We start from the raw sequence: 21,280 nt of genomic DNA, 5'->3' as shown, positions 1-21,280 counted from the left end.
TAAAGCGACGGCGGGCCAAGGCCCGCCGTCGAGGCAACGCGTGTCGCGGGCGATCAGGCCGCCTGCGAATGCGGGTCCTTGTGCTGGCGGTCGTAGTAGCTGGCCGCGCGCAGTTCGTGGGTGTCGAAGTCGTCCACGGTGATGGTGTCCAGGGTCAGCGTACGCAGTTCTTCCAGCAGGCTGCGCTCGTCCTGGGTGATCACGCCTTCGGCCACGGCCTCGTCCAGCTGGCTCTTGAAGTCCAGCGCTTCGATGCCCTTGCTCTTCAGCGCCTTCAGGAACTTGCGCTCCACCGGCTCGGCCATGATCGCCTTGCTCAGGTAGCTGTTGATACGGCCGCCCGGGTTGTTCTCGCACGGGGTCAGGAACACGCCGCTGGCCAGACGGTCGCGGGCTTCGTTCGGCGCCATCAGCAGAGCGGCAACACGGCGGCTCAGGCGGTCGCCGGGGGCCTCGGCACGACGGCCCAGCGGGAAGATCAACGCCCACATCAGCCAACCGATCGGACGGATCGGGAAGTTGCGCAGCGCGGCCGACAGCGATTCTTCGATCTTGTGCACGCTGTCATGGAAGGCCCAGGCCAGCAGCGGCTGGTCGGCCTGCGGTGCGCCTTCGTCGTGGTAGCGCTTGAGCATGGCGCTGGTCATGTAGACGTGGCTCAGCACATCGCCCAGGCGGCCGGACAGCGATTCCTTGAACTTCAGCTTGCCGCCGAGAGTCATCATCGAGATGTCGGCCATCAGCGCCAGGTTGGCCGAGTAACGGTCCAGCTTGCGGAAGTAGCGGCGGGTGTAGGCGTCACCCGGGGCAGCACCGAAGCGTGCACCGGTCAGGCCGAACCAGAACGAACGCACGGCATTGGAGAGGCCATAGCGGATGTGGCCGAACAGGCTGCGATCGAACTCCTGCAGACCGGCACGGGTATCCGGATCCTGCGCAGCCTTCATTTCCTTCAGCACCCATGGGTGGCAGAGGATCGCACCCTGGCCGAAGATCAGCAGGCTGCGGGTCATGATGTTGGCGCCTTCCACGGTGATCGCGATCGGCGCGGCCTGCCAGCTGCGGCCGGCGAAGTTGCGCGGCCCCAGGATGATGCCCTTGCCGCCGATCACGTCCATCATGTCCGAGATCACTTCGCGGCTCATGTTGGTGCAGTGGTACTTGGCGATCGCCGACGGCACCGACGGCACGTCACCACGGTCAACCGCCGCCGCAGTGGCCTGCGAAAGTGCGCTGATCTTGTACGCCTTGCCGCCGATGCGGGCCAGCGCTTCTTCCACGCCTTCGAAGCGGCCGACCGACAGGCCAAACTGCTTGCGGATGCGTGCATAGGCGCCGGTCACGGCGGCACCGGCCTTGGCACCACCACTGGCGGTGGACGGCAGGGTGATCGAGCGGCCCACGGCCAAGCACTCGTTGAGCATGTTCCAGCCCTTGCCGGCCATGGCAGCGCCACCGATCAGCTGGGTCAGCGGAATGAACACGTCCTTGCCGCGGATCGGACCGTTCTGGAACGTCGAGTTCAGCGGGAAGTGGCGGCGGCCGATTTCAACACCGGCGGTGTCGCGCGGCAGCAGGCCCAGGGTGATGCCGATGTCGCGGGTATCGCCGATCAGGCCATCCGGATCGTACATGCGGAAGGCCAGGCCGATCAGCGAGGCAACCGGGGCCAGGGTGATGTAGCGCTTGTCGAAGGTCAGCTTGACGCCGAGCACCTGCTCGCCGTTCCACTCGCCCTTGCAGACGATGCCGTAGTCCGGAATCGAGGTGGCGTCGGAACCGGCGAACGGACCGGTCAGGCCGAAGCAGGGCACTTCGCGGCCATCGGCCAGGCGCGGCAGGTACTGGTCCTTCTGTTCCTGGGTGCCGTAATGCACCAGCAGTTCACCCGGGCCCAGCGAGTTGGGCACGCCGACGGTGGAGCTGACCACCGAAGACACCGACGCCAGCTTCTGGATCACCTTGTGGTGGGCCAGCGCAGAGAAGCCCAGGCCGCCGTATTCCTTCGGGATGATCATGCCGAAGAACTTGTTCTTCTTGATGAAGGCCCACAGTTCCGGCGGCAGGTCGGCGTGGACGTGGGTGATTTCCCAGTCGTTGACCATGATGCACAGCTCTTCCACCGGGCCATCGAGGAAGGCCTGTTCTTCGGCGGTCAGCTGCGGCTTGGGATAGTTGAGCAGGATGTTCCAGTCCGGATCACCGGTGAACAGTTCACCCTCGAAACCGACCGAGCCGGTTTCCAGCGCGATGCGCTCGGTCTGCGACAGTGGCGGCAGCACCTTGCGGAACACCTTCATCATCGGGCCGGTCAGCAGCGGCTTGCGGATGAACGGCAGCAGCAGCGGCACGGCGATGACGGCCAATACAGCGGCCGCGACGATCGTGGCGGTCTGGTTGACGTAGGGAATGAACCAGCAGGCGGCCAGCAGGGCCACGCTGATCAGCGTCCAGGTAACCAGCCGCATGCGGTGGTAGGCGACGAACGCGCCTGCCAGCAGCAGGGCGAGGAAGGGAAGAACGATGCTCATGAGCGTGCTCCGGTGACGTGCTCGTTTGTGGCGGACGAAGCCGCAGCGTCTGCTGCGGGCAACACGTCCAGATAGTCCAACACAGTAGCGGTAAAGGCGTCGTTGTCATCGCCGGCGACCATGTGCGTGGCCTGCGGCAGCTGTACATGGCGCGCGTGCGGCGCCAACGCCAGGAATTCGGCCACGGTCTGCGGCGTGACCAGGTCGCTGCGACCGCCGCTGACCAGCAGCAGCGGGCACTTTACCTGGCGCGCGGCTTCGGCCAGTGCGTCCTGGTGCTGTTCGCTGTCGCGGGCCAGTTCGGCCACCAGGCGCGGATCCCAGTGCCAGCGCCAGCGGCCGTGACCGTCTTCGCGCAGCAGCGCGCGCAGCGACTGCTCGGATTTGCGCGGACGGTGCGGCATGTAGGCCGAGATCACGTCGGCGGCCTGGCTCAGCGAGGCGAATCCGTCGGGATGGGCGGTCATGAAGGCGAGGATGCGCTCGACACCGGCGGTATCCCAGCGCGGGGTGATGTCGACCAGCACCATCGCCGAGAACAGGCCCGGCCAGCGCGACTCGGCCAGCAGGCCGAACAGGCCCCCCATCGAGGCCGCAACCAGCACCGGCGGGCGCGGCTGTTCGCCAGCCAGCACGATCAGGTCATCGGCGAACTGTTCGCCATGATAGGGCAGGTCGGCGGCATTCCAGTCCGAATCGCCGTGACCACGTGCGTCATAAGCCAGCGTCTGCAGGCCGGCTGCAGACAAGGCACGCGCGGTGGCATTCCAGGCGTGACGGGTCTGGCCGAAACCGTGCGCGAACAGCACCCGGCCACGACGACCGTGGTCGCTGGCAGTGGCGGCGAGGCGGGCACCATGGGCCGCCTCCAGGTGCAGGTCATGGAACGCAGCGGGAGTAGGGGACGTAACCATACTTGCTAGTATGGATCGCTTGTGAGGGAAGTCAATACTGCATCGTATGGTGCGGTGCGGCAGCCCTGCAGGAGAGCCCTTTGACGGTTTCGCCCGCAACGGCGTACTGCAACGAACCCCGGCGTATGGTTAAATCAGCCCATGAATCAACCTGACGCTTCCGCCGGCGAACCGCGCGCCGGCCGCAACAGCCGCCTGAGTGCCGAAGACTGGGCCCAGGCGGCCCTCGACCTGATTGCTGAACAAGGCGTAGGCGCCGTTGCGGTGGAACCGCTGGCGCGGCGCCTTGGCGTGACCAAGGGCAGTTTCTATTGGCATTTCCCCTCGCGTGACGCCTTGCTGCAGGCTGCGCTGGAACGCTGGGAACTGTTCGAACAGGAACAGGTGTTCGGCAGCCTGGAAGACGTGCCGGACCCGCGCGTGCGCCTGCGCCAGCTGTTCCAGATGGTGGCGCATGAAGTGCAGCCGCACATCATCTACAGCGAGCTGCTGAAGGCATTGGACCATCCGATGGTGCGTCCGGTGATCGACCGCGTGTCGCAGCGCCGCCTCGACTATCTGATCGCCTCGTTCCGCCAGGCAGGGCTCAGCTCGACCGATGCGCGCCACCGCGCACGCCTGGCCTACGCCGCCTATGTCGGCTTCCTGCAGCTGTCGCTGCAGCTGCAGCAGCCCAAGCAGGCGCGCGAGGATTTCGAGGCCTATGTCGAGCATCTCATCGAGACGCTGATTCCGAACGGTTGAAGATTGCCGTACTGGTCACGAGAAAGCCGCGGCACTGCCGCGGCTTTTTTCTTGCGCCATCCATGTATTGCCGGAGGCACAAAAAACAACGGCCCCTTGCGGGGCCGTTGCTGCATCAGCTGATCAGTGGATCGATCAGAACTTCTGCTTGTACTGCATGTACATGTAGCGGCCCGGCAGGTCGTACTGCGGGTCGAACATGTTGTACGAGGTGTAGTACGAAACCGGCGGGCTCTTGTCCCACGCGTTGTTCAGGCCGACCATGATGGTGCCCTTCCACGGCGTGTTGTAGCGGAACTGGATGTCGTGGTACGTCGTGGCACCAATGTGGTTCGTTCCCTTCGCGCCATCAGAGCAGTATGCGAAGGTTTCCGGTTCCTTGACTGGATCAAACGGGCACGGTTCGGTCATGCCGGACTTGTAACGAATGCCGTAGTTGACCCCGAAGTCCCCGTAGGACCAGTCCACATACAGATTGGAACGGATGCGCCAGTACGGATCCTGGTCGAGATAGCGTCCCTGGCGACCCTCGATCGGAGCATCCTGAGTCGACTTGGTATCCCACTTGGACAGGTAGGTGCCGTCCAGAGTGATGGTGAACTGGCCGATCGAAGTTTCCGGCAACTTGTACAGGATGCCCAGATCCCAACCTTCCACCTTGTACGACGCCAGGTTCTGCAGCGGCATGTTGACGTTGGTGATGGTGTAACGCTGGTTGGTGCTGCCGTAGTTCGGGTCACGCGTGATCAGGCCGCAGTTGGCTGCCTGCTCCTGCGCGGTGCCGCCATAGCAACGATCCATGATGTCCTGGATGGCCGGACGGGTGATGGCGTCCTCGATCTTGATCTGCCACCAGTCCAGGGTCACGTTCAGACCCTGCACGAAGCTCGGGCTCCACACCAGGCCCAGCGTCTTGCTGGTCGAGGTTTCCGGCTTCAGGTTCGGGTTGGCCTGCCAGGTGAACGGCTCAGGAGTCTGCTTCGCACCACTACCAGCGCCCGGCTGAACGAAGCCGATCGGCACGCCCTCTGCCGCACATTGTGCCGCGATAGCGCCGGTACGGCGACCAGACGTTGAGGAGCACGGATCGATGTAGCTCTCGAACGAGTCAGCATCACCGCGATACAGGTTGTTGATGCTCGGGGCGCGGAAGCCTTCCGAGTAGTTACCACGCACCATCAGGTCGTCGATCGGCTTCCAGCGGAAACCGAACTTGTTGTTGGTGGTGTTGCCGAAGTTGCTGTACTTCGAGTAGCGGGTTGCCGCGCTGAAGTCGAGCAGCTTGGCGCCCGGCAGGTCAGCCAGCACCGGGATCGACAGTTCCAGGAAGAACTCGTCCAGGTCATAGCTACCCTTGGTTGGGGATGCTCCGTTGCCGGTGCTCAGGCCAGAGGCGATGAAGGCGTCCGGATCGAACTGACCGGTTTCCTTGCGATATTCGTAACCAGCTGCGAAGCCCAATGCACCCGCCGGCAGCTGCACGATTTCGCCGGAGATGTTGGCGTAATAACCCTTGGACACCAGGCTGGCGGAGTCATGCGCGGTGAACGAGGTGTAATCCAGTGCCTCCTGCGAGATCGAACCCATCCCACCCAGCGGATTGATCGGGGCGCAGCCCGGAATGATTGCGCCAGCGGAGTTGAGGCACACAGCCTTGCCATCGCGGATCGCCGAGGGACCATATGCCTCGGCCAGACGCTGCTTGTTGAACAGGCCGTAGGTCAGATCGTTCTGGTCGGTCTTGTCGTAGCGGTAGCCGACATCCCAGTCGAAATTGCGGTCGGCGAATTCGAAGAAGCCCTCGAAACCACCGTAGAAGTGCCAGTTCTTGACGTTCTGGTTGAACGAACGTCCACCGGTTTCGTTGAAGCGGCGCGCGACGCCAGTCAGATCAACGCCGTACGGATTGTACATGCTGCCCGCGCTGAGGCGCTGGCCGGTGACCGGCATGGCAGCCAGCAGCTGTTCGGACTTGCGTTCGTTGTACATCGCCTCGGTGCGGAAGGTGATGTTGTCGGTAACGTTGTAAGAACCCACCGCGAACAGCGAGGTGCGCTCGTTGGGGGTCAGCAGGTAGTTGTCCGGCGCGGTGTTGTAGCCGTGAACATTGGGATCGAACGGCGTTTCAACGCCGTTGAGGATGATGTAACGCTCGTCGTTACGCAGATACGAACCCGGAATACCGGTGCTGCTCTGGCCGCTGAAGAACGGCGGGCCACCGGCGGAGATCTTGCGATCGCCGGCCATCACGGCCTTTTCGTTGACGTAGGAGACGCCCAGCACCAGCGAAGCGCGGTCAGTGGTGGTGCCCAGAGTGAAGTCGGCCGCTTCGCGGTCGCCGTCACCGGCGCTGTACTGGCCCTTGTAGAAGTTGGCTTCCGCGCCATCGAAGTTCTGCTTGGTGATGATGTTCACCACGCCGGCGATCGCGTCCGAACCGTAGATGGTCGATGCGCCGTCCTTCAGGATGTCGATGCGCTCGATCATCGCGGTCGGGATGGTGTTCAGGTCGACGCTGCCATCCAGGCCGGTGGTCCAGCGGCGGCCGTTGACCAGTACCAGGGTGCGCTCGGAACCCAGGTTGCGCAGGCTGACGCCGGCAGAACCGTCACCGCCGTTGTTGTAGGTACGGTTCAGGGCGGCACCGTTGGCGGCAACGCGCTGCAGGATGTCGGCGACCGAAGTCACGCCCTGCTTGTCGATGTCGGCGCGGGTCAGGCTCAGGACCGGCTGCGAGGTTTCGATGTCGGTGCTCTTGATGCGCGAACCGGTGACCGAGATGCGGTCAAGGTTGGTCGCTTCCTGGGCCTGGGCGGTGGCAGTGGACGCCACACCGGCAACGAGCGCGACCAGAACGGCATCGCGCAGCTTGTTGGACTGGAAATTCATTGGCTCTCTCTCTCCAAGAAATCTTGGCTGGGTTAATGCCCGGCGGGGGAGCGAAAAGCGCTCCCAAATCGCGAGGCTGAGTCGATAGTAGCGGGCGCTCGCCAAGAATTAAAGCTACGTTAATCAAGTCTGTGATTTTAGTAAAAATGAAATTTAATGCGAAAAATCAAAGGCTTGTATGTGTGGAAGCTCAGCTGCGTCTCGTTTGTTATGCGGAAGTGATGAAAAAATTTTCACTGTTGTGTATCGCAGCATGTCGAAATGCATGCCAGCGTCTCTCCGGCGTAGGGTAGCGTTCAGTCTGTATCGCGATCACGCATGCGCCACGGGCGCCTTTCGGCGCCCGTGGACAGTCAATCGTTGGACCCACACCTGGTGGGGTCAGAGATCCTGTTCGTAACGCACATACGGCACAGTGCCGTCGTCGTTGCTTTCATTGCGCGGGGAGAACGGATTCTTACCGCGGCTGATCACGTTCTCGGCGCCAACAGTAAGCTGGCCAGACCACGGGGTACGCCAGGTCAGGCCGATACCCAGCCCTTCCCACTTGCCGGGCTTGCCCGGCACATCGATCACGCGGCCGATGATGCTGCCGGTGAAATTGCCGTAGCCGGCGCCGATGCTCAGGCTCTTGCTGTCCCAGCGGTCGACGATGGACGGTGCGGCGTCGGCCAGCGGCACCAGGCGCGCCTTGGCGTAGGTACCGGCAATCGAGACAAAGCCCTCGCGGCCGATGTTCTTCTGCGCGAATACGGTCAGATCGTTCTGCTCGGCACGCAGCGAGGGTGTCTTGTTCGGGCCGGACAGCCACGCCGGCAGCGTTTCACGGCCGGTGCCGGCGGTGATGCCGAGACGGCTGCTGCTGCGGTTCAGCGCGGCGGTACCGGTGAAGCGGCGGCTGTTGAGGTCGTCGTCGTCACCCAGGCTGGCCAGCATGCAGTGACTGGCCAGGCCGCTCATGCTGGTCCCGCTGCTGCTGTTGCAGAGCAGGCCCAGCGAATCGCCGGAGGACAGGCCGAAGGCCGCATCCAGTGAGTTGCGGCCGAAGTGCCAGCGGGCGCCGGCGGCCTGTTCACCGGTGGGCTCCAGGTACAGCAGGGCCTCGACCTTGCCGCTGCCCTTGTTCCATACCGGCAGCACGGTCCGGGTGTCCTTGCTCTGCGCGTGCACGCCCGTGATCGCGCCAAGGGCGATCAGCAGGGCCAGCGGTAGACGCAGGAAGGTACGCATCGGACCAGTTCAGACAGGGACGGACAACGGAAGTTCCCGCGGAGACGGGAACTTGATCCTAGGGTGTTTATGAATTCTTAACAAGCCTTGATCCCCCCAGATGCAAGACAAGCCGTTTACTGAAGCCGTTCAGGCGCCGGTACAGTCCCCTCGGCACCGTGGAACAGTATGCCGAACTCCGTCAAAGGAAAGTGATACTCCCGCCCGCAGAATTCGCAACGGACCTCGACGGCGCCGGTGTCCGCGGCTGCGGCACGGGCCTCGTCCTCGCCCAGCGACTGCAGCATCGACGCGACCCGCTCGCGGGAACAGGAGCAGGCGAAGGACAGCGGCTTGCCGCCCATCAGTTCCGGCTTCTCTTCGTGGAACAGGCGGTGCAGCAACTGCTCGGCCGGGGTGGCCAGCAGCTCGGCCTTGCCCAGGGTCTCGAACAGGGCGCTGGCACGCGCCCAGCCGTCCTCGTCACCCTCGTCACCCGGCAGCTTCTGCAGCAGCAGGCCGGCGGCGCCGTTGCGGTCGGCGGCCAGCAGCAGGCGGGTCGGCAGCTGTTCGGACTGGCGGAAGTAGTCCTCGAAGGCCTCGTCCAGCTCCGGTGCGGTCAGCGCGACCAGGCTCTGGTAGCGCTGCGGCTCGCGCGGGTCCAGGCCCGGGTTCTCGATGGTGATCGCGAGCAGGGCGTCATCACCCAGGCTGGACAGGTCGCGCGGCGCATCGGCGCCGTCGCTGAGCTGGGCGATGCCGCGCAGGGTACCGGCGGCGGTGCACTCGGCAAACAGGGTGCGCAGCGCGGTGCTGCTGCGCAGCTGGATCGAGAGGCGGCCATCGATCTTGGTGTGGCCGGTGAACAGCGCCGAGGCCACGCAGGCCTCGCCGAGCAGTTCGGCGGCGGTATCCGGGTACTCGGCGTGGGACAGGATCTCCTGCCAGGTAGCCTGCAGGCGCACGTGGACGCCACGGACGCCAGCGTCGGGAAGCAGGAAGCGGATCAGGGAATCGGGGTTGGCGGTCATCGGCTCACATCGCGCGTAAACGAGGGCGGTTGCCGGATAATGCGCCGACAACCGGATAGAAGAAGGATGCACCAGTAATGGGGGCAGGGGGAGAGCAGCACAAGGTGGAGGCCATCGCGGAAGTCCCGCGCCGCAGGCGCTGGCGCTGGAAACGGCTGCTCTGGCTGCCGCTGCTGCTGGCCGCTTTCAGCTGCCTGCAGGTACTGGTGCTGCGGTTCATCGACCCGCCGGTATCCACGGTCATGCTATGGCGCTATGGCGAGGCATTGGGGGAGGCCGACTGGTCCTATCGCCTGCATTACCAGTGGCGCGACCTGGACCAGATGGCAGCGAGCCTGCCGATCTCACTGGTGGCCGCGGAGGACCAGCGCTTCCCCGACCACAATGGCTTCGACCTGCAGGCGATCGAGAAGGCCCGCGACCACAACGCCAAGGGCGGACGCCTGCGGGGGGCCAGCACGATCAGCCAGCAGGTCGCCAAGAACCTGTTCCTCTGGCAGGGCCGCAGCTGGATCCGCAAAGGCCTGGAAGTCTGGTACACGGTGCTGATCGAAGCACTGTGGCCGAAGGAACGGATCCTGGAGATGTACGCCAACATCGCCGAGTTCGGCGATGGCGTCTATGGCGCGCAGGCGGCGGCGCAGACGTTCTGGGGTAAGGATGCGTCCCGGTTGAGTCCGGCCGAGAGTGCACGGCTGGCGGCGGTGTTGCCGGCACCGCGGCGCTACAACGCGGCAAAGCCAGGGCCGTACGTGCAGCGGCGCGCGGCATGGATCCAGCGCCAGGCACGGCAGCTGGGCGGCGCGGCTTACCTGTCGGAAGACTGAGGACACCTGCCCTCGGGGCGGCAGGCCATGCACCTGCAGGCAACGTACAATCCGGGCATGAACCGCGAACGCCTTACTGTCGTCATCGCCGCCTACAACGAGGAGCAGGCGCTGCCGTGCCTGCATCCCCGCCTGTGTGCGGTGCTGGACGGAATGCCCGACATCGATGGCCACATCCTGTATGTGGACGATGGCAGCCACGACGGTACCTGGCAGGTGATTGCAGGATTGGCGCAGGACGACGCGCGCGTATCGGCGTTGAAGCTGTCGCGCAATTTCGGCAAGGAGGCCGCGCTGACTGCCGGCCTGGATCTGGTGCGCGACGGCGCGGCGATGATCCTGGATGCCGATGGCCAGGACCCGCCGGAACTGGTGCCGCAGTTCGTTGCGCGCTGGCGCGAGGGCCATGACAACGTCTATGGCACGCGCATGGCCCGCGATGGCGAAGCCTGGATCAAGCGCGCCACGGCGGCGGCGTTCTATCGGGTGATCGGCCGCCTGTCACGCACGCCGATCCCTGCCGACACCGGTGATTTCCGTCTGTTGTCGCCACGCGCGCTGAGTGCGCTGCGCGAGATGCGTGAACGCCACCGCTTCATGAAGGGCCTTTTCAGCTGGGTCGGATTCAAGCGTATTGCTGTGCCCTACCACCGTCACGCGCGGGTGGCCGGCTCCAGCAAGTTCAGCCTGTGGCGGCTGTGGAACTTCGCGCTGGAGGGCATCACCGGGTTCTCGACCGTTCCCCTGCGGGCGGCGACCTACATGGGCCTGGCAACGGCAGCGGTGGCCTTCGTATTCGGCGTGTGGGTGATTGCCAAGGCGGCCCTGTACGGTGACCGGGTGGCGGGTTGGCCGACGATGATGGCGGTGATCCTGTTCCTGGGCGGGGTGCAGTTGATCGCGCTGGGCCTGATCGGCGAGTACCTGGGACGGCTGTACGAGGAATCCAAGCAGCGCCCGTTGTACCTGGTTGACGCCTGGCTAGCATCCGCCGTGGCAGACTCGGCCCTGCAACCCACCCTCGGAGGGCAGGCAGATGACCACGGTACGGCAACTGTTGGACGGCAAGTCTCCTGAAGTACATGCGGTCGCGCCGGATGCGGCGGTGATCGATGCGATCCGGTTGATGGCGGAAAAGGGCATTGGCGCGGTGCTGGTGATGGACGGTCCGCGGCTGGTCGGGATCCTTTCGGAGCGCGACTACGCGCGCAAGATCGTGCTGCGTGATCGTTCGTCGCGGGATACGGCGGTGGCCGAGATCATGACGGCGAAGGTGGTGACGGTCTCGCCGGGCGAGCAGGTGGAGCATTGCCTGCAGCTGGTGACCGACTACCGCATCCGCCACCTGCCGGTGGTGGAGGGCGCACAGGTGCTGGGGGTGATTTCCATCGGCGACCTGGTGAAGTCGGTGATCGATGCGCAGCGGCGCGAGCTGGATCAGCTGCAGCAGTACATCGTGGCAGGGTGAGTTGTTCGCTGGCGGGCCTGCGGCCCGCCGGCCCGCTTTTCGAAGCCAGAGCCAGAGCTGAGGGCAGCGCCTTCCTGGTACGCCGGGAGGCTGAGGGCATGGGCGTGCAGGACACGCCGCAAGTACGTCCCTGTAGGCTCGATGGCGCCATCCATGGCGCCATCGGTCCTGCACGCCCATGCCCTCTGCCTCTGGATACATTGCCGCGAGCGCGGTGAGATTCGCCCCAGACGATCTGCTTTTGGTAGCTGCCAACCTTGGTTGGCAACAGCTTTTGAATTTGCTTTTTTCTTCTGACTTTGAATTTCCGCTCTCGTTCCGCGCGCGCTGGAAACTGTCCGGAGCCGGAGCAAGGCGGCAGGCAGGACCGTGAGGCGCATGGATGCGCCGACCGAGCCTACAGGGACGTATTTACGGCGTGTCCTGCCTGTCGCCTTGCTCCGGCTCTACGCGCGGAAAAACGAGGCGCCGCGAACAACGCTGTAACCCTACTTCGCATACTGCCCCCCGCAGTCGGCATCCTTGCCCGGCCCCAGTTCGATGGTCGCCAGCAACGCCGCCGGCGGGGCAATGCTGCCCAGTACCAGGGCCACCGCGCCACGAATCCCCAACGCCTTGACGTCCGGGCGGAAGGACGGGTCCTTGAACGTGCCACTGATGTGCAGTGGAGAGCGCAGTACCAGGATGCTCTTGTCCTTCGGGCGCGGTTTCAGCAGCAGGTCCAGGGTCTCGTCGCGCAGGCTGACCGTGCCTTCGCCGATGAGGATCGTATCGGTAGTGTCCACCGCCAGCGCCTGGCTGGTCATCAGGCCGTCGCGCACGCCGAAGTCGGCGAAGGCGCAGCGCAGGGGAATCTGTTTGTCGCCGGTCACCAGGAATTTCAGCGATTCGGTGATGTCCAGCCCTGCCAGTTCCATCACCAGGTTGCCGACATGGCCGCGGCCTATCGCCAGGCCGACCTTGCCACTGCTGCTGCCGAGCATTGCGGCGATCGAGTTGCCGCGGCCGCTCAGGTCCACCTCGCCGCCGATGCCGCCCTTGGCCTGCTCGGCCAGTTTCGCGTCCGGAAACAGCTGGCTGAGCTGCACGCCGCGCACGCTGGCCTTCAGGGCGGTGCTGATCTGCGGACGGCGCGCGTCCATGCGGATCGTGCTGCGGATATCGCCTCCGGCCACGCCGAAGTTCAGCGGGTCCAGCCGCAGTACGCCGTCATCCAGCAACAGGTGTGCATCCATGTCATCCAACGGAAGCGATGGCGCGTTGATGCGGTGGGCCTTCCAGCGCACGTCGGCATCCATCGCGCGCAGCTTGCCGAGGTTGTAGGGCGTGTCGGGCAGCACGCGTGCGCGGGCGGCAACCCGTGCGGCCTCGGCCTTCTGTTCGGCGTTGGCGGTTTCGCCGCCGCCGGTTTTCGGTGGGGCACCGACGAAGCCGGCAAGGTCATCGAAGTCCAGGCGCTTGGATTCCAGCGTGGCGGTCAGCCGCGGCCGCGCACCGCCCACTTCGAACTGCAGATTGCCACCGAGGTCGCTGTCGCCGACCTTGCCGGTGAAGGCGTCGTAGCGCCAGACGTTGTGGTCACGCTTGAGCCGGCCGTTCAACGCATAGGGTGGCGACGGCGGAATGGCAATGCCGAGCAGCGGATAGAGGTCGGCGAGGTCCTGGCCGCTGAGCGCAAACTGCAGATCGAACACGCGCAGCTGGAAGGGATTGGTCAGCGTGCCACTGGCTACCGCGTGGGTGGCGCCTGCTCGGCCATCGAGATGGATGCGGAACGGATGGTCGCTGTCGGTCAGCTCCAGCGGTGATTCCGTGCCGCCACGCAGGGTGAACGGATTGCCGTGCCAGTGTCCCTTGCCCTGTACCAGCAGCGGTGGCGCCGCATCGGCCTGTTTCGGCTGGCCGCTGCGCACGTCCACGCGGATATCGGTACGGCCGAGCGCGTCGAGGAACTGCAGGCGACCGTCATCGATGCGCAACCGTTTGAGCTGCGGGCTGGTCCCACCGGCGCTGCCACCGAGGAAATTCCAATTGCCCGGGTCGCCCTTGCGCGGCGCTGTTTCCAGCAGCACGTCCGGCCGGGTCAGGCGTACTTCGGGCAGCTGCACGCTGCCGCGCAGCAGCGGCCACACCCGCACGTCGATCTCGACGCGGTCTGCGGTGGCCATATCGGGTTGTTTCGCCCAGCTGGCATTGGCGAAGGTGATCGCATCGGCGCGGATCGTACTGGTGCGGCCGAGGTCGACATCAAGGTTCCCGATGTGCAGCGCACGGCCGGTGCGTGCCTGAACCGCGCGCTCAACCGGCCCCTTGAACCAGTTCCAGTCCCACAGCGCGATCAGCAGCAGGAGTGCCGCCAGCAGGAAGATCAGGATCGTGAGCCAGCGCCGGCCTCGTGGGCCGGGGCGGCGGAGGCGCCAGCGGGTCGTGCGCTTTGTGGCAGGGGAGGTGGCAGCATTCACGCCGCCATGGTTGCCCCCTCTTCGTGGACAGGGCGCGAAGCGTCCATGTGCGTGGTGTGCACACGCCGCGTTCGAACGCTGGTTTACAGCACCTGCATGGTGACCGCGACGAAGTGGCAGACGCTGCCACCGATCACGAACAGGTGCCAGATCGCATGCGAATACGGGATCGATTCACGGTGGTAGAAGTAGGTCCCCAGCGTGTACGACAGGCCACCGGCGAACAGCCAGGTGAGGGTGCCGCCGTCGATCGAAGCCCACATCGGCTTGATCGCCACGACCACCAGCCAGCCCATGGCGATGTAGATCACTGTTGAGAGCACCTTGAAGCGGCCGGTGTAGAACAGCTTGAACACCACGCCGCCCAGCGCCAGCGCCCAGATCGCGGTGAACAGGCCCCAGCCCCACGGGCCACGCAGGCCGATCAGGGTGAACGGGGTATAGGTGCCCGCGATCAGCACGTAGATCGCGCAGTGGTCGAACACCTTCAAGCGGCCCTTGGCGACCGGATGCTGGATGGCGTGATACAGGGTGGAGGCGGTGTACAGCAGCAACAGCGCGATACCGAATACGATCGCGCTGGCCAGCTGCCAGCCGTCGCCGTAGATCGCAGCCAGGGTGATCAGCACCGCGCTGGCTGCAAGGGCGAACACCGCGCCCAGGCCATGGGTCAGGGCGCTGGCGATTTCTTCACGGATCGAAGCAATGGACGTCGTGGACATGGGCATGGGCATCGTTCACGGGGAGGGGGACCCGCGTCCCCCTATCATCGCCGCGATGGCCGCCGTGTGCACGCCCGTCACCGTATGGTGGGTGAATCCCTGCGTTGCGCCGATGAATCCGTGAGCGGTAGATCCACGCCATGCGTGGATGAACCACCCGCGACGGCCGGGGGCAGAGCCCTTTCCTTGCGGAAAGGGATCCGGCCCGCTGGCATCAGCCCACCGAAACCGTATGCGCCGCTTCGCGGGTGGCCGAGAAGCGCACGTCCGGCGAGCGTTCCTGCGCCAGCTGCAGGTTGACCCGGGTCGGTGCCAGGTAGACCAGGTGGCCGGCTGCATCCAGCGCCAGGTTCAGCGCATTCTTCTCGCGGAACTCTTCCAGCTTCTTCTCGTTGCTGCAGTGGACCCAACGCGCAGTGGTCACGCTGACCGGCTCGAAGGTGGCTTCCACGCCGTACTCGTCCTTCAGGCGGTAGGCGGCCACGTCGAACTGCAGCACGCCGACCGCACCCAGGATCAGGTCGTTGCTGGTCAGCGGGCGGAAGAACTGGGTCGCACCTTCTTCGGACAGCTGGGCCAGGCCCTTCTGCAGCTGCTTGAGCTTGAGCGGATCGCGCAGGCGTGCGCGGCGGAACAGTTCCGGGGCGAAGTTGGGGATTCCGGTGAAGGTGACTGCTTCGCCTTCGGTGAAGGTATCGCCGATGGAAATGGTGCCGTGGTTGTGGATGCCGATCACATCGCCCGGCCACGCCTCGGCGGCGATCTCGCGGTCGCTGGCCATGAAGGTCAGCGCGTTGGCCAGCTTCATTTCCTTGCCGGTGCGCACGTGGAAGGTCTTCATGCCGGCGCTGAAGCGGCCCGAGCAGACCCGCATGAACGCCACGCGGTCACGGTGCTGCGGGTCCATGTTGGCCTGGATCTTGAACACGAAGCCGGTCAGCTTGTTCTCTTCCGGGGCGATCTCGCGGCCGGTGGTGGAACGCGCCTGCGGCGACGGGGCATGTTCGACGAAGAAGTCCAGCAGCGGCTGCACGCCGAAATTGTTCACGCCCGAGCCGAAGAACACCGGGGTCTGCTTGCCGGCGCGGTAGGCGTCCAGGTCGAACGGATGGCTGGCGCCCTGCACCAGTTCCAGTTCGTCGCGCAGGTCGGCCAGCATCTGTGCACCGATCTTCTCGGCCAGGCCGGGCGCATCGATGGACGGGAAGATGGTCGAGTCCTGGCGGGTGAAGTTGCGGCCCGGTTCGTACAGGTGAACTTCGCCGGTCAGCAGGTGGACCACGCCCTTCAGGCGCTGGCCCATGCCGATCGGCCAGGTCACCGGTGCGCACTGGATGCCCAGCACGGTTTCCACTTCATCCAGCAGCTCGATCGGGTCCTTGCCCTCGCGGTCGAGCTTGTTGATGAAGGTCATGATCGGGGTGTCGCGCAGGCGGCAGACTTCCATCAGCTTGATGGTGCGCTCTTCCACGCCCTTGGCCACGTCGATCACCATCAGCGCCGAGTCCACCGCGGTCAGCACGCGGTAGGTGTCCTCGCCGAAGTCGGCGTGGCCGGGGGTGTCGAGCAGGTTGACGATCTTGCCTTCGTACGGGAACTGCATCACCGAGGATGTGACGGAGATGCCGCGCTCCTTTTCCAGCGCCATCCAGTCGGAGGTGGCGTGGCGGGCGGCCTTGCGGCCCTTGACCGAACCGGCCATCTGGATCGCGCCTCCGAACAGCAGCAGCTTTTCGGTGAGCGTGGTCTTGCCGGCGTCAGGGTGGGAAATGATGGCGAAGGTGCGGCGACGCGACGCTTCGTTGGCGACTTCGGACATGGCAGTGGCGCCCGCCCGGGGCGCTTTTCAAAGAGATAAGCGCCCGATTATACCGGCCGGGGCCGTTCAGCGCCCGATGCCGCCCTCGGCCTCGCCCTGGCGGGCGAACTGCAGCTGGCCCTGCTCGGCGAAGATGCGTGCCGGCACCGAGCGCAGGCCCATGCCGCGGTTGACCTGCACCACGAAGTGCAGGTGCGGCGCGCTGCTGAAGCCGCTGTTGCCGGACAGGCCGAGCGGCTGCCCGGCCCCCACCGCCTGGCCGCGACGCACGCGCATGCCGCCGGCCTGCAGGTGGCCGTACAGCGCCATGCTGCCGTCGCTGTGCAGCACGCGGATGAAGTTGGCACGGCCGCCATCGCGCTCGCGGTCCTGGCCGTTGCCACGGAAGCCATCCTGGATCTGCATCACTGTGCCCTCGCGCGCGGCCAGCACCAGCGTGCCCTCCGGCAGTGCGAAGTCCACCGCGTCGCGGTTCTCCTCGTCATCGTGGCTGAACCGGCCCTGTGGCGCCTGGTCCACGCGCGGACGGGCCGCATCGAACGGCAGGCGATAGGCGACATCTTCGGCCTGTGCGGCCGGGTTGCCCGGCACCGACTGCAGGCGCAGATCCAGCGTGCGGCCATCGAGCGGGGCGGGCAGGTGGCCGATCACCAGGCTGCTGTCGCCCTGGATCAGCGATTGCAGCGGCAGCCCTTCGACCGGGCGTCCGGGTGCAGCGCGCAGTTCGATCTGCAGCGGTCCTGCCAGCCCATTGTCGATCCGGGCCTGCCATTGCGTGCCGACCGGCTGCAGGCGCAGCCGGGCCATGGGGGCGGCGCCCTCGGCACTGCCAGCGTGGGTGGTTGGGGTGGCGGGGGAAACCAGTCCCCAGCCCTGGCGCCAGTCACCGGCGCTGGCCGTCGTGCTCGCCAGCAGGGACATCAGCAGGCAGGTCAGGGGCAGGCGCAGCATCAGTGGTTCCAGAGGGTAGGGACCGCCGGGACTGTAGCCGATCCTGAACAGGACGACCGCGACCGCCTTCGCATAGTCGCGTTGAAAATATTCATCGCTTTATCCGTATGAAGGGATTGACAGTGCCGGAAAGGGCTGGCATCGTGGCTCCACCATCGAGACCGGCAGAGGGACAGGCCCTTTGAAGCCGGGGCAGCCCGCGGATGCGAAAGCGTCTGCGTAGGTGCCAAATCCTGCGGGGACCGTGGCGTCCACCGAAAGATGGTTCGAACCATGCACCCCACGTGCATCTCGAACGCGGGCCCCGCGAAGGCTCGATGGCCGATTCCCCAACCGGATCCCGCCATGAGCTTCGCCGCCAGTACCGCGCTTCGCCCCGAACCCTTTGTCCCCGTCAGCGTGCCGGTCGAAGACCGCGTGCATGCCGAGCGCGGTGAGTTCGCCGCGGTGCTGTCGATGCGTCACGCCGGCCCCAGCCCGGTGCGCCTGCGCTATGAGTGGGTCGGCCCGGCCAATGCGCCGGTGGTGGTGCTGGCCGGTGGCATTTCCGCCCATCGCCACGTGGCGTCCAATGCACAGTTCAGCGAGAAGGGCTGGGCCGAAGACCTGGTCGGCAGCGGGCGCGCGCTGGATCCGCAGCAGCTGCGTGTACTGGCCTTCGACTTCATCGGCGCCGATGGTGCACTGGATGTGCCGATCGATACCGCCGACCAGGCCGATGCACTGGCGCTGCTGCTGGACCATCTCGGCATCCGCACGCTGAAGGCGTTCGTGGGCTACTCCTACGGGGCGCTGGTCGGCCAGCAGTTCGCGATCCGCCACCGTGCACGCGTGCGCCAGCTGGTGCTGGCCAGTGGCGCGCATCGCCCGCATCCGTATGCCGCCGCCTGGCGCGCATTGCAGCGCCGCGCGGTCGCGTTGGGCCAGCTGCAGTGCGGCGAAGACCACGGTCTGGCGTTGGCCCGGCAGTTCGCCATGCTCAGCTACCGCACCCCGGAAGAGTTCGGCGAGCGCTTCGATGCCGCGCCGGAAGTGATCAATGGCCGCGTGCGCGTGGCCGCCGAAGACTATCTCGATGCGGCCGGTGCGCAGTACGTCGCGCGCACGCCGGTGACTGCTTACCTGCGCCTGTCCGAATCGATCGACCTGCACCGCGTCGACCCCACCGCGATCCTGCCGCCCACCGTAGTTGTCGCGGTGGAGGGTGACCGCCTGGTGCCGCTGGCCGACCTGGTCGGTCTGGTCGAAGGGCTGGGCCCGCGCGGCAGTCTGCGCGTGCTGCGCTCGCCCTACGGCCACGACGCCTTCCTCAAAGAAACCGATCGCATCGACGCGATCCTCGCCACCGCCTTCCGCACTTCTGGAGAGTCCGCATGAGCCTGCACGCAAACGAGCCGTCCTGTAGTCGCACCACTGCCGCCGTCCGTGCCGGCATCGATCGGGACACCGCGCATGGTGCGGTCACGCCGCCGATCGTGCTGTCGTCGAACTTCAGTTTTGAAGGCTTCGGCAACAAGCGCCAGTACGACTACACGCGCAGTGGCAACCCGACCCGTGACCTGCTCGGCGAGGCGCTGGCGGAACTGGAGGGCGGCGCCGGCGGCGTCATCACCGCCACCGGCATGGGTGCGATCAACCTGGTGTTGAACGCATTGCTGCAGCCGGGCGACACCCTGGTGGTGCCGCACGATGCATACGGCGGCAGCTGGCGCCTGTTCAATGCGCTGGCGAAAAAGGGCCACTTCGAACTGGTCACCGCCGACCTGACCGATCCGCGCGCACTGGCGCAGGCGCTGGCCACGCAGCCGAAGCTGGTGCTGGTGGAAACCCCGTCCAACCCGCTGCTGCGCATCACCGACCTGCGCTTCGTCATCGAGGCCGCGCACAAGGCCGGTGCACTGGTGGTAGTCGACAACACCTTCCTGTCGCCGGCACTGCAGCAGCCGCTGTCGTTCGGCGCGGACCTTGTGCTGCATTCCACCACCAAGTACATCAATGGCCATAGCGATGTGGTCGGTGGGGTGGTGGTCGCGCGCGATCCGGCGCTGCACGAGCAGCTGGTGTGGTGGGGCAACGCGCTGGGCCTGACCGGCTCGCCGTTCGATGCGTTCCTGACCCTGCGCGGCCTGCGCACGCTGGATGCGCGCCTGCGCGTGCACCAGGAAAACACCGCGTCGATCGTCGCATTGCTGGATCAGCATCCGGCGGTCGGCACGGTGTACTACCCGGGCCTGGCCGATCACCCGGGCCACGCCATCGCCGCGCGCCAGCAAAGCGGCTTCGGCGCGATGCTGTCGTTCGAACTGGCCGACTGCGAAGGCGATGATCCGCATGCCGCAGTGCGTGCCTTCGTCGATGGCCTGCGCTGCTTCACCCTGGCCGAATCGCTGGGTGGCGTCGAAAGCCTGATCGCGCACCCGGCCACCATGACCCATGCGGCGATGACCGCTGAAGCGCGCGCGGCCGCCGGCATCAGCGAAGGCCTGCTGCGCCTGTCGGTCGGCATCGAGGCCGAGCGTGACCTGCTGGCTGATCTCGGCGCAGCGCTGCAGCGCGCCGAAGCCGTGATCGATGCGGCTGCGCGCCGCAAACAGGTGGTGGATGCATGAGCGCGCTCGCCGCTGACATTCCTGCGCTGGGCGTGGGACGCCTGGCGCTGCTCGGCACCGGCACGGTGGGCTCTGCCTTCGTGCAGCGCTACCAGGCGTTGCAGGCACGCGGGTTGGAACTGCCCAGCGTGCAGTGGCTGGCCAATTCGCGCACCGCACTGGCGATCGACCGTGATCTGGCGTTGCCGCTGGAGCTGGCACGACGCGCACCGCGTGACGGTCTCAGCTCACCGCCATGGGAGAGCGCCGAAGGGCTGGAACGGGGTGACGTGGTGGTCGATGCCACTGCCAGCGAAGATGTGGCCGCACGTCACGTGCAGTGGCTGGCGCGTGGGGTGCACGTGGTCACCGCCAACAAGCTGGGCCGCGGTGCGCAGCTGGCACGTGCCACGGCCATCGCCGAGAGCTGCGCAGACAGTGGCGCACGCTATGGCGACAGCGCCACCGTCGGTGCCGGCCTGCCGTTGCTGAGCAGCCTGCGCGCGCTGGTAGCCGGTGGCGACCACATCCACGCCATCGAGGGCGTGCTGTCCGGCTCGCTGGCGTGGCTGTTCCATCGCTATGACGGCCAATCGCCGTTCTCGGCGGCGGTGCGCGAGGCGCTGGCGGCCGGTTATACCGAACCGGACCCGCGTCTGGATCTGTCCGGCGAGGACGTGCGCCGCAAGCTGTTGATCCTGGCGCGCAGCAGCGGGCTGGCGCTGGATGCTTCGCAGGTGCAGGTGGATTCACTGGTGCCTGAAGCGCTGGCAGCGCTGCCGCTGGAGGATGCGGTGGCCGCACTGGAGCAACTGGATGCGCCGCTGCAGGCGCGTTGGCAGCAGGCGCGCGACAATGGTCGTGTGCTGCGTTTCGTCGGCCGCGTTGATGGCGAGGGTGCGCAGGTAGGCCTGCGCGAGTTGCCGGCCGATCACCCCTTGGCGCAGGGCGCGGGCACCGACAACCGCGTGGCCATCCACAGCGATCGCTATCACCGCCAGCCGTTGCTGATCCAGGGGCCGGGCGCGGGTGCGGAAGTCACTGCGGCCGCGTTGCTGGATGACGTGCTGCGGATCGTGGGTTGATGTCCGTGTTGCTGCGCTCGTCGGGCCATGCCCGGCGGGC

Annotated in this window: 16 protein-coding genes and 1 riboswitch; of the genes, 7 read left to right on the top strand and 9 right to left on the bottom strand. The window is 65.9% G+C overall.

Features of this window, described 5'->3' with window-relative positions:
• Window positions 1–53 precede the first annotated feature (53 nt).
• On the bottom strand, window positions 54–2,531 hold the full coding sequence (locus ACZK3W_RS16845; RefSeq protein WP_125895573.1) for an acyl-CoA dehydrogenase: 2,478 nt from the start codon (window positions 2,529–2,531) through the stop codon (window positions 54–56).
• A complete protein-coding gene (locus tag ACZK3W_RS16840) occupies window positions 2,528–3,445 on the bottom strand; it encodes an alpha/beta fold hydrolase (protein ID WP_032130065.1) in 918 nt (305 codons plus the stop codon). Before ACZK3W_RS16840 ends, ACZK3W_RS16845 begins: the two co-directional genes overlap by 4 nt.
• Before the next feature lie 141 nt (window positions 3,446–3,586).
• On the opposite strand from ACZK3W_RS16840, the gene ACZK3W_RS16835 reads away from it, so the two are divergent.
• Entirely contained in the window at window positions 3,587–4,189 is a 603-nt protein-coding gene (locus ACZK3W_RS16835) for a TetR/AcrR family transcriptional regulator (RefSeq protein WP_006464233.1), read from the top strand.
• Window positions 4,190–4,324: 135 nt separating this feature from the next.
• Here the strand turns inward: ACZK3W_RS16835 and ACZK3W_RS16830 are convergent, their stop codons facing one another.
• The 3 genes from ACZK3W_RS16830 to hslO all read right to left on the bottom strand — a co-directional run bounded on the left by ACZK3W_RS16830 (window position 4,325) and on the right by hslO (window position 9,318).
• Window positions 4,325–7,078 carry a TonB-dependent receptor plug domain-containing protein gene (locus ACZK3W_RS16830; protein WP_049401415.1) on the bottom strand — a complete coding sequence of 918 codons (2,754 nt, stop codon included), beginning with the start codon at window positions 7,076–7,078 and terminating at the stop codon, window positions 4,325–4,327.
• A gap of 381 nt (window positions 7,079–7,459) precedes the next feature.
• Window positions 7,460–8,308 carry an XOO1806 family protein gene (locus ACZK3W_RS16825; protein ID WP_125895574.1) on the bottom strand — a complete coding sequence of 283 codons (849 nt, stop codon included), beginning with the start codon at window positions 8,306–8,308 and terminating at the stop codon, window positions 7,460–7,462.
• A gap of 116 nt (window positions 8,309–8,424) precedes the next feature.
• On the bottom strand, window positions 8,425–9,318 hold the full coding sequence (gene hslO, locus ACZK3W_RS16820) for an Hsp33 family molecular chaperone HslO (RefSeq protein ID WP_032130068.1): 894 nt from the start codon (window positions 9,316–9,318) through the stop codon (window positions 8,425–8,427).
• Between the two features lie 77 nt (window positions 9,319–9,395).
• On the opposite strand from hslO, the gene mtgA reads away from it, so the two are divergent.
• The 3 genes from mtgA to ACZK3W_RS16805 are packed head-to-tail and all read left to right on the top strand — an operon-like array spanning window position 9,396 to window position 11,613.
• Complete coding sequence (gene mtgA, locus ACZK3W_RS16815) at window positions 9,396–10,145, top strand: monofunctional biosynthetic peptidoglycan transglycosylase (protein ID WP_032130069.1); 750 nt, start codon at window positions 9,396–9,398, stop codon at window positions 10,143–10,145.
• A gap of 57 nt (window positions 10,146–10,202) precedes the next feature.
• A complete protein-coding gene (locus ACZK3W_RS16810) occupies window positions 10,203–11,222 on the top strand; it encodes a glycosyltransferase family 2 protein (protein ID WP_032130071.1) in 1,020 nt (339 codons plus the stop codon).
• Window positions 11,182–11,613 carry a CBS domain-containing protein gene (locus ACZK3W_RS16805; protein ID WP_019336409.1) on the top strand — a complete coding sequence of 144 codons (432 nt, stop codon included), beginning with the start codon at window positions 11,182–11,184 and terminating at the stop codon, window positions 11,611–11,613. Before ACZK3W_RS16810 ends, ACZK3W_RS16805 begins: the two co-directional genes overlap by 41 nt.
• Before the next feature lie 488 nt (window positions 11,614–12,101).
• Here ACZK3W_RS16805 and ACZK3W_RS16800 read toward each other — a convergent pair whose 3' ends face one another.
• From ACZK3W_RS16800 to ACZK3W_RS16785, 4 genes are all read right to left on the bottom strand, one after another.
• A complete protein-coding gene (locus ACZK3W_RS16800) occupies window positions 12,102–14,075 on the bottom strand; it encodes an AsmA family protein (RefSeq protein WP_197616645.1) in 1,974 nt (657 codons plus the stop codon).
• Between the two features lie 83 nt (window positions 14,076–14,158).
• Window positions 14,159–14,797 carry a PAQR family membrane homeostasis protein TrhA gene (gene trhA / locus ACZK3W_RS16795; protein WP_005410682.1) on the bottom strand — a complete coding sequence of 213 codons (639 nt, stop codon included), beginning with the start codon at window positions 14,795–14,797 and terminating at the stop codon, window positions 14,159–14,161.
• 214 nt (window positions 14,798–15,011) lie between these two features.
• Window positions 15,012–16,616 carry a peptide chain release factor 3 gene (locus ACZK3W_RS16790; protein WP_014038155.1) on the bottom strand — a complete coding sequence of 535 codons (1,605 nt, stop codon included), beginning with the start codon at window positions 16,614–16,616 and terminating at the stop codon, window positions 15,012–15,014.
• Window positions 16,617–16,682: 66 nt separating this feature from the next.
• Window positions 16,683–17,567 carry a M23 family metallopeptidase gene (locus tag ACZK3W_RS16785; RefSeq protein WP_253145962.1) on the bottom strand — a complete coding sequence of 295 codons (885 nt, stop codon included), beginning with the start codon at window positions 17,565–17,567 and terminating at the stop codon, window positions 16,683–16,685.
• A 149-nt stretch (window positions 17,568–17,716) separates the two neighbouring features.
• Window positions 17,717–17,835: riboswitch (SAM riboswitch) on the top strand.
• A gap of 77 nt (window positions 17,836–17,912) precedes the next feature.
• Here ACZK3W_RS16785 and metX point away from each other — a divergent pair.
• The 3 genes from metX to ACZK3W_RS16770 are packed head-to-tail and all read left to right on the top strand — an operon-like array spanning window position 17,913 to window position 21,240.
• The gene (gene metX, locus ACZK3W_RS16780) at window positions 17,913–18,944 is read left to right on the top strand and encodes a homoserine O-succinyltransferase MetX (protein ID WP_049401407.1); all 1,032 of its coding nucleotides are present in this window, start codon (window positions 17,913–17,915) and stop codon (window positions 18,942–18,944) included.
• Window positions 18,941–20,176 (top strand): O-succinylhomoserine (thiol)-lyase, encoded by a 1,236-nt coding sequence (locus ACZK3W_RS16775; protein ID WP_197616649.1) that lies wholly within the window; start codon window positions 18,941–18,943, stop codon window positions 20,174–20,176. Before metX ends, ACZK3W_RS16775 begins: the two co-directional genes overlap by 4 nt.
• On the top strand, window positions 20,173–21,240 hold the full coding sequence (locus ACZK3W_RS16770) for a homoserine dehydrogenase family protein (RefSeq protein WP_197616651.1): 1,068 nt from the start codon (window positions 20,173–20,175) through the stop codon (window positions 21,238–21,240). Before ACZK3W_RS16775 ends, ACZK3W_RS16770 begins: the two co-directional genes overlap by 4 nt.
• The last annotated feature ends 40 nt before the right edge of the window (window positions 21,241–21,280 follow it).

The organism is Stenotrophomonas sp. 80084_Sma (assembly GCF_056481995.1).
The sequence above is the reverse complement of the archived record's forward strand: the minus strand, read 5'-3'. Positions and strand labels throughout refer to the sequence as shown.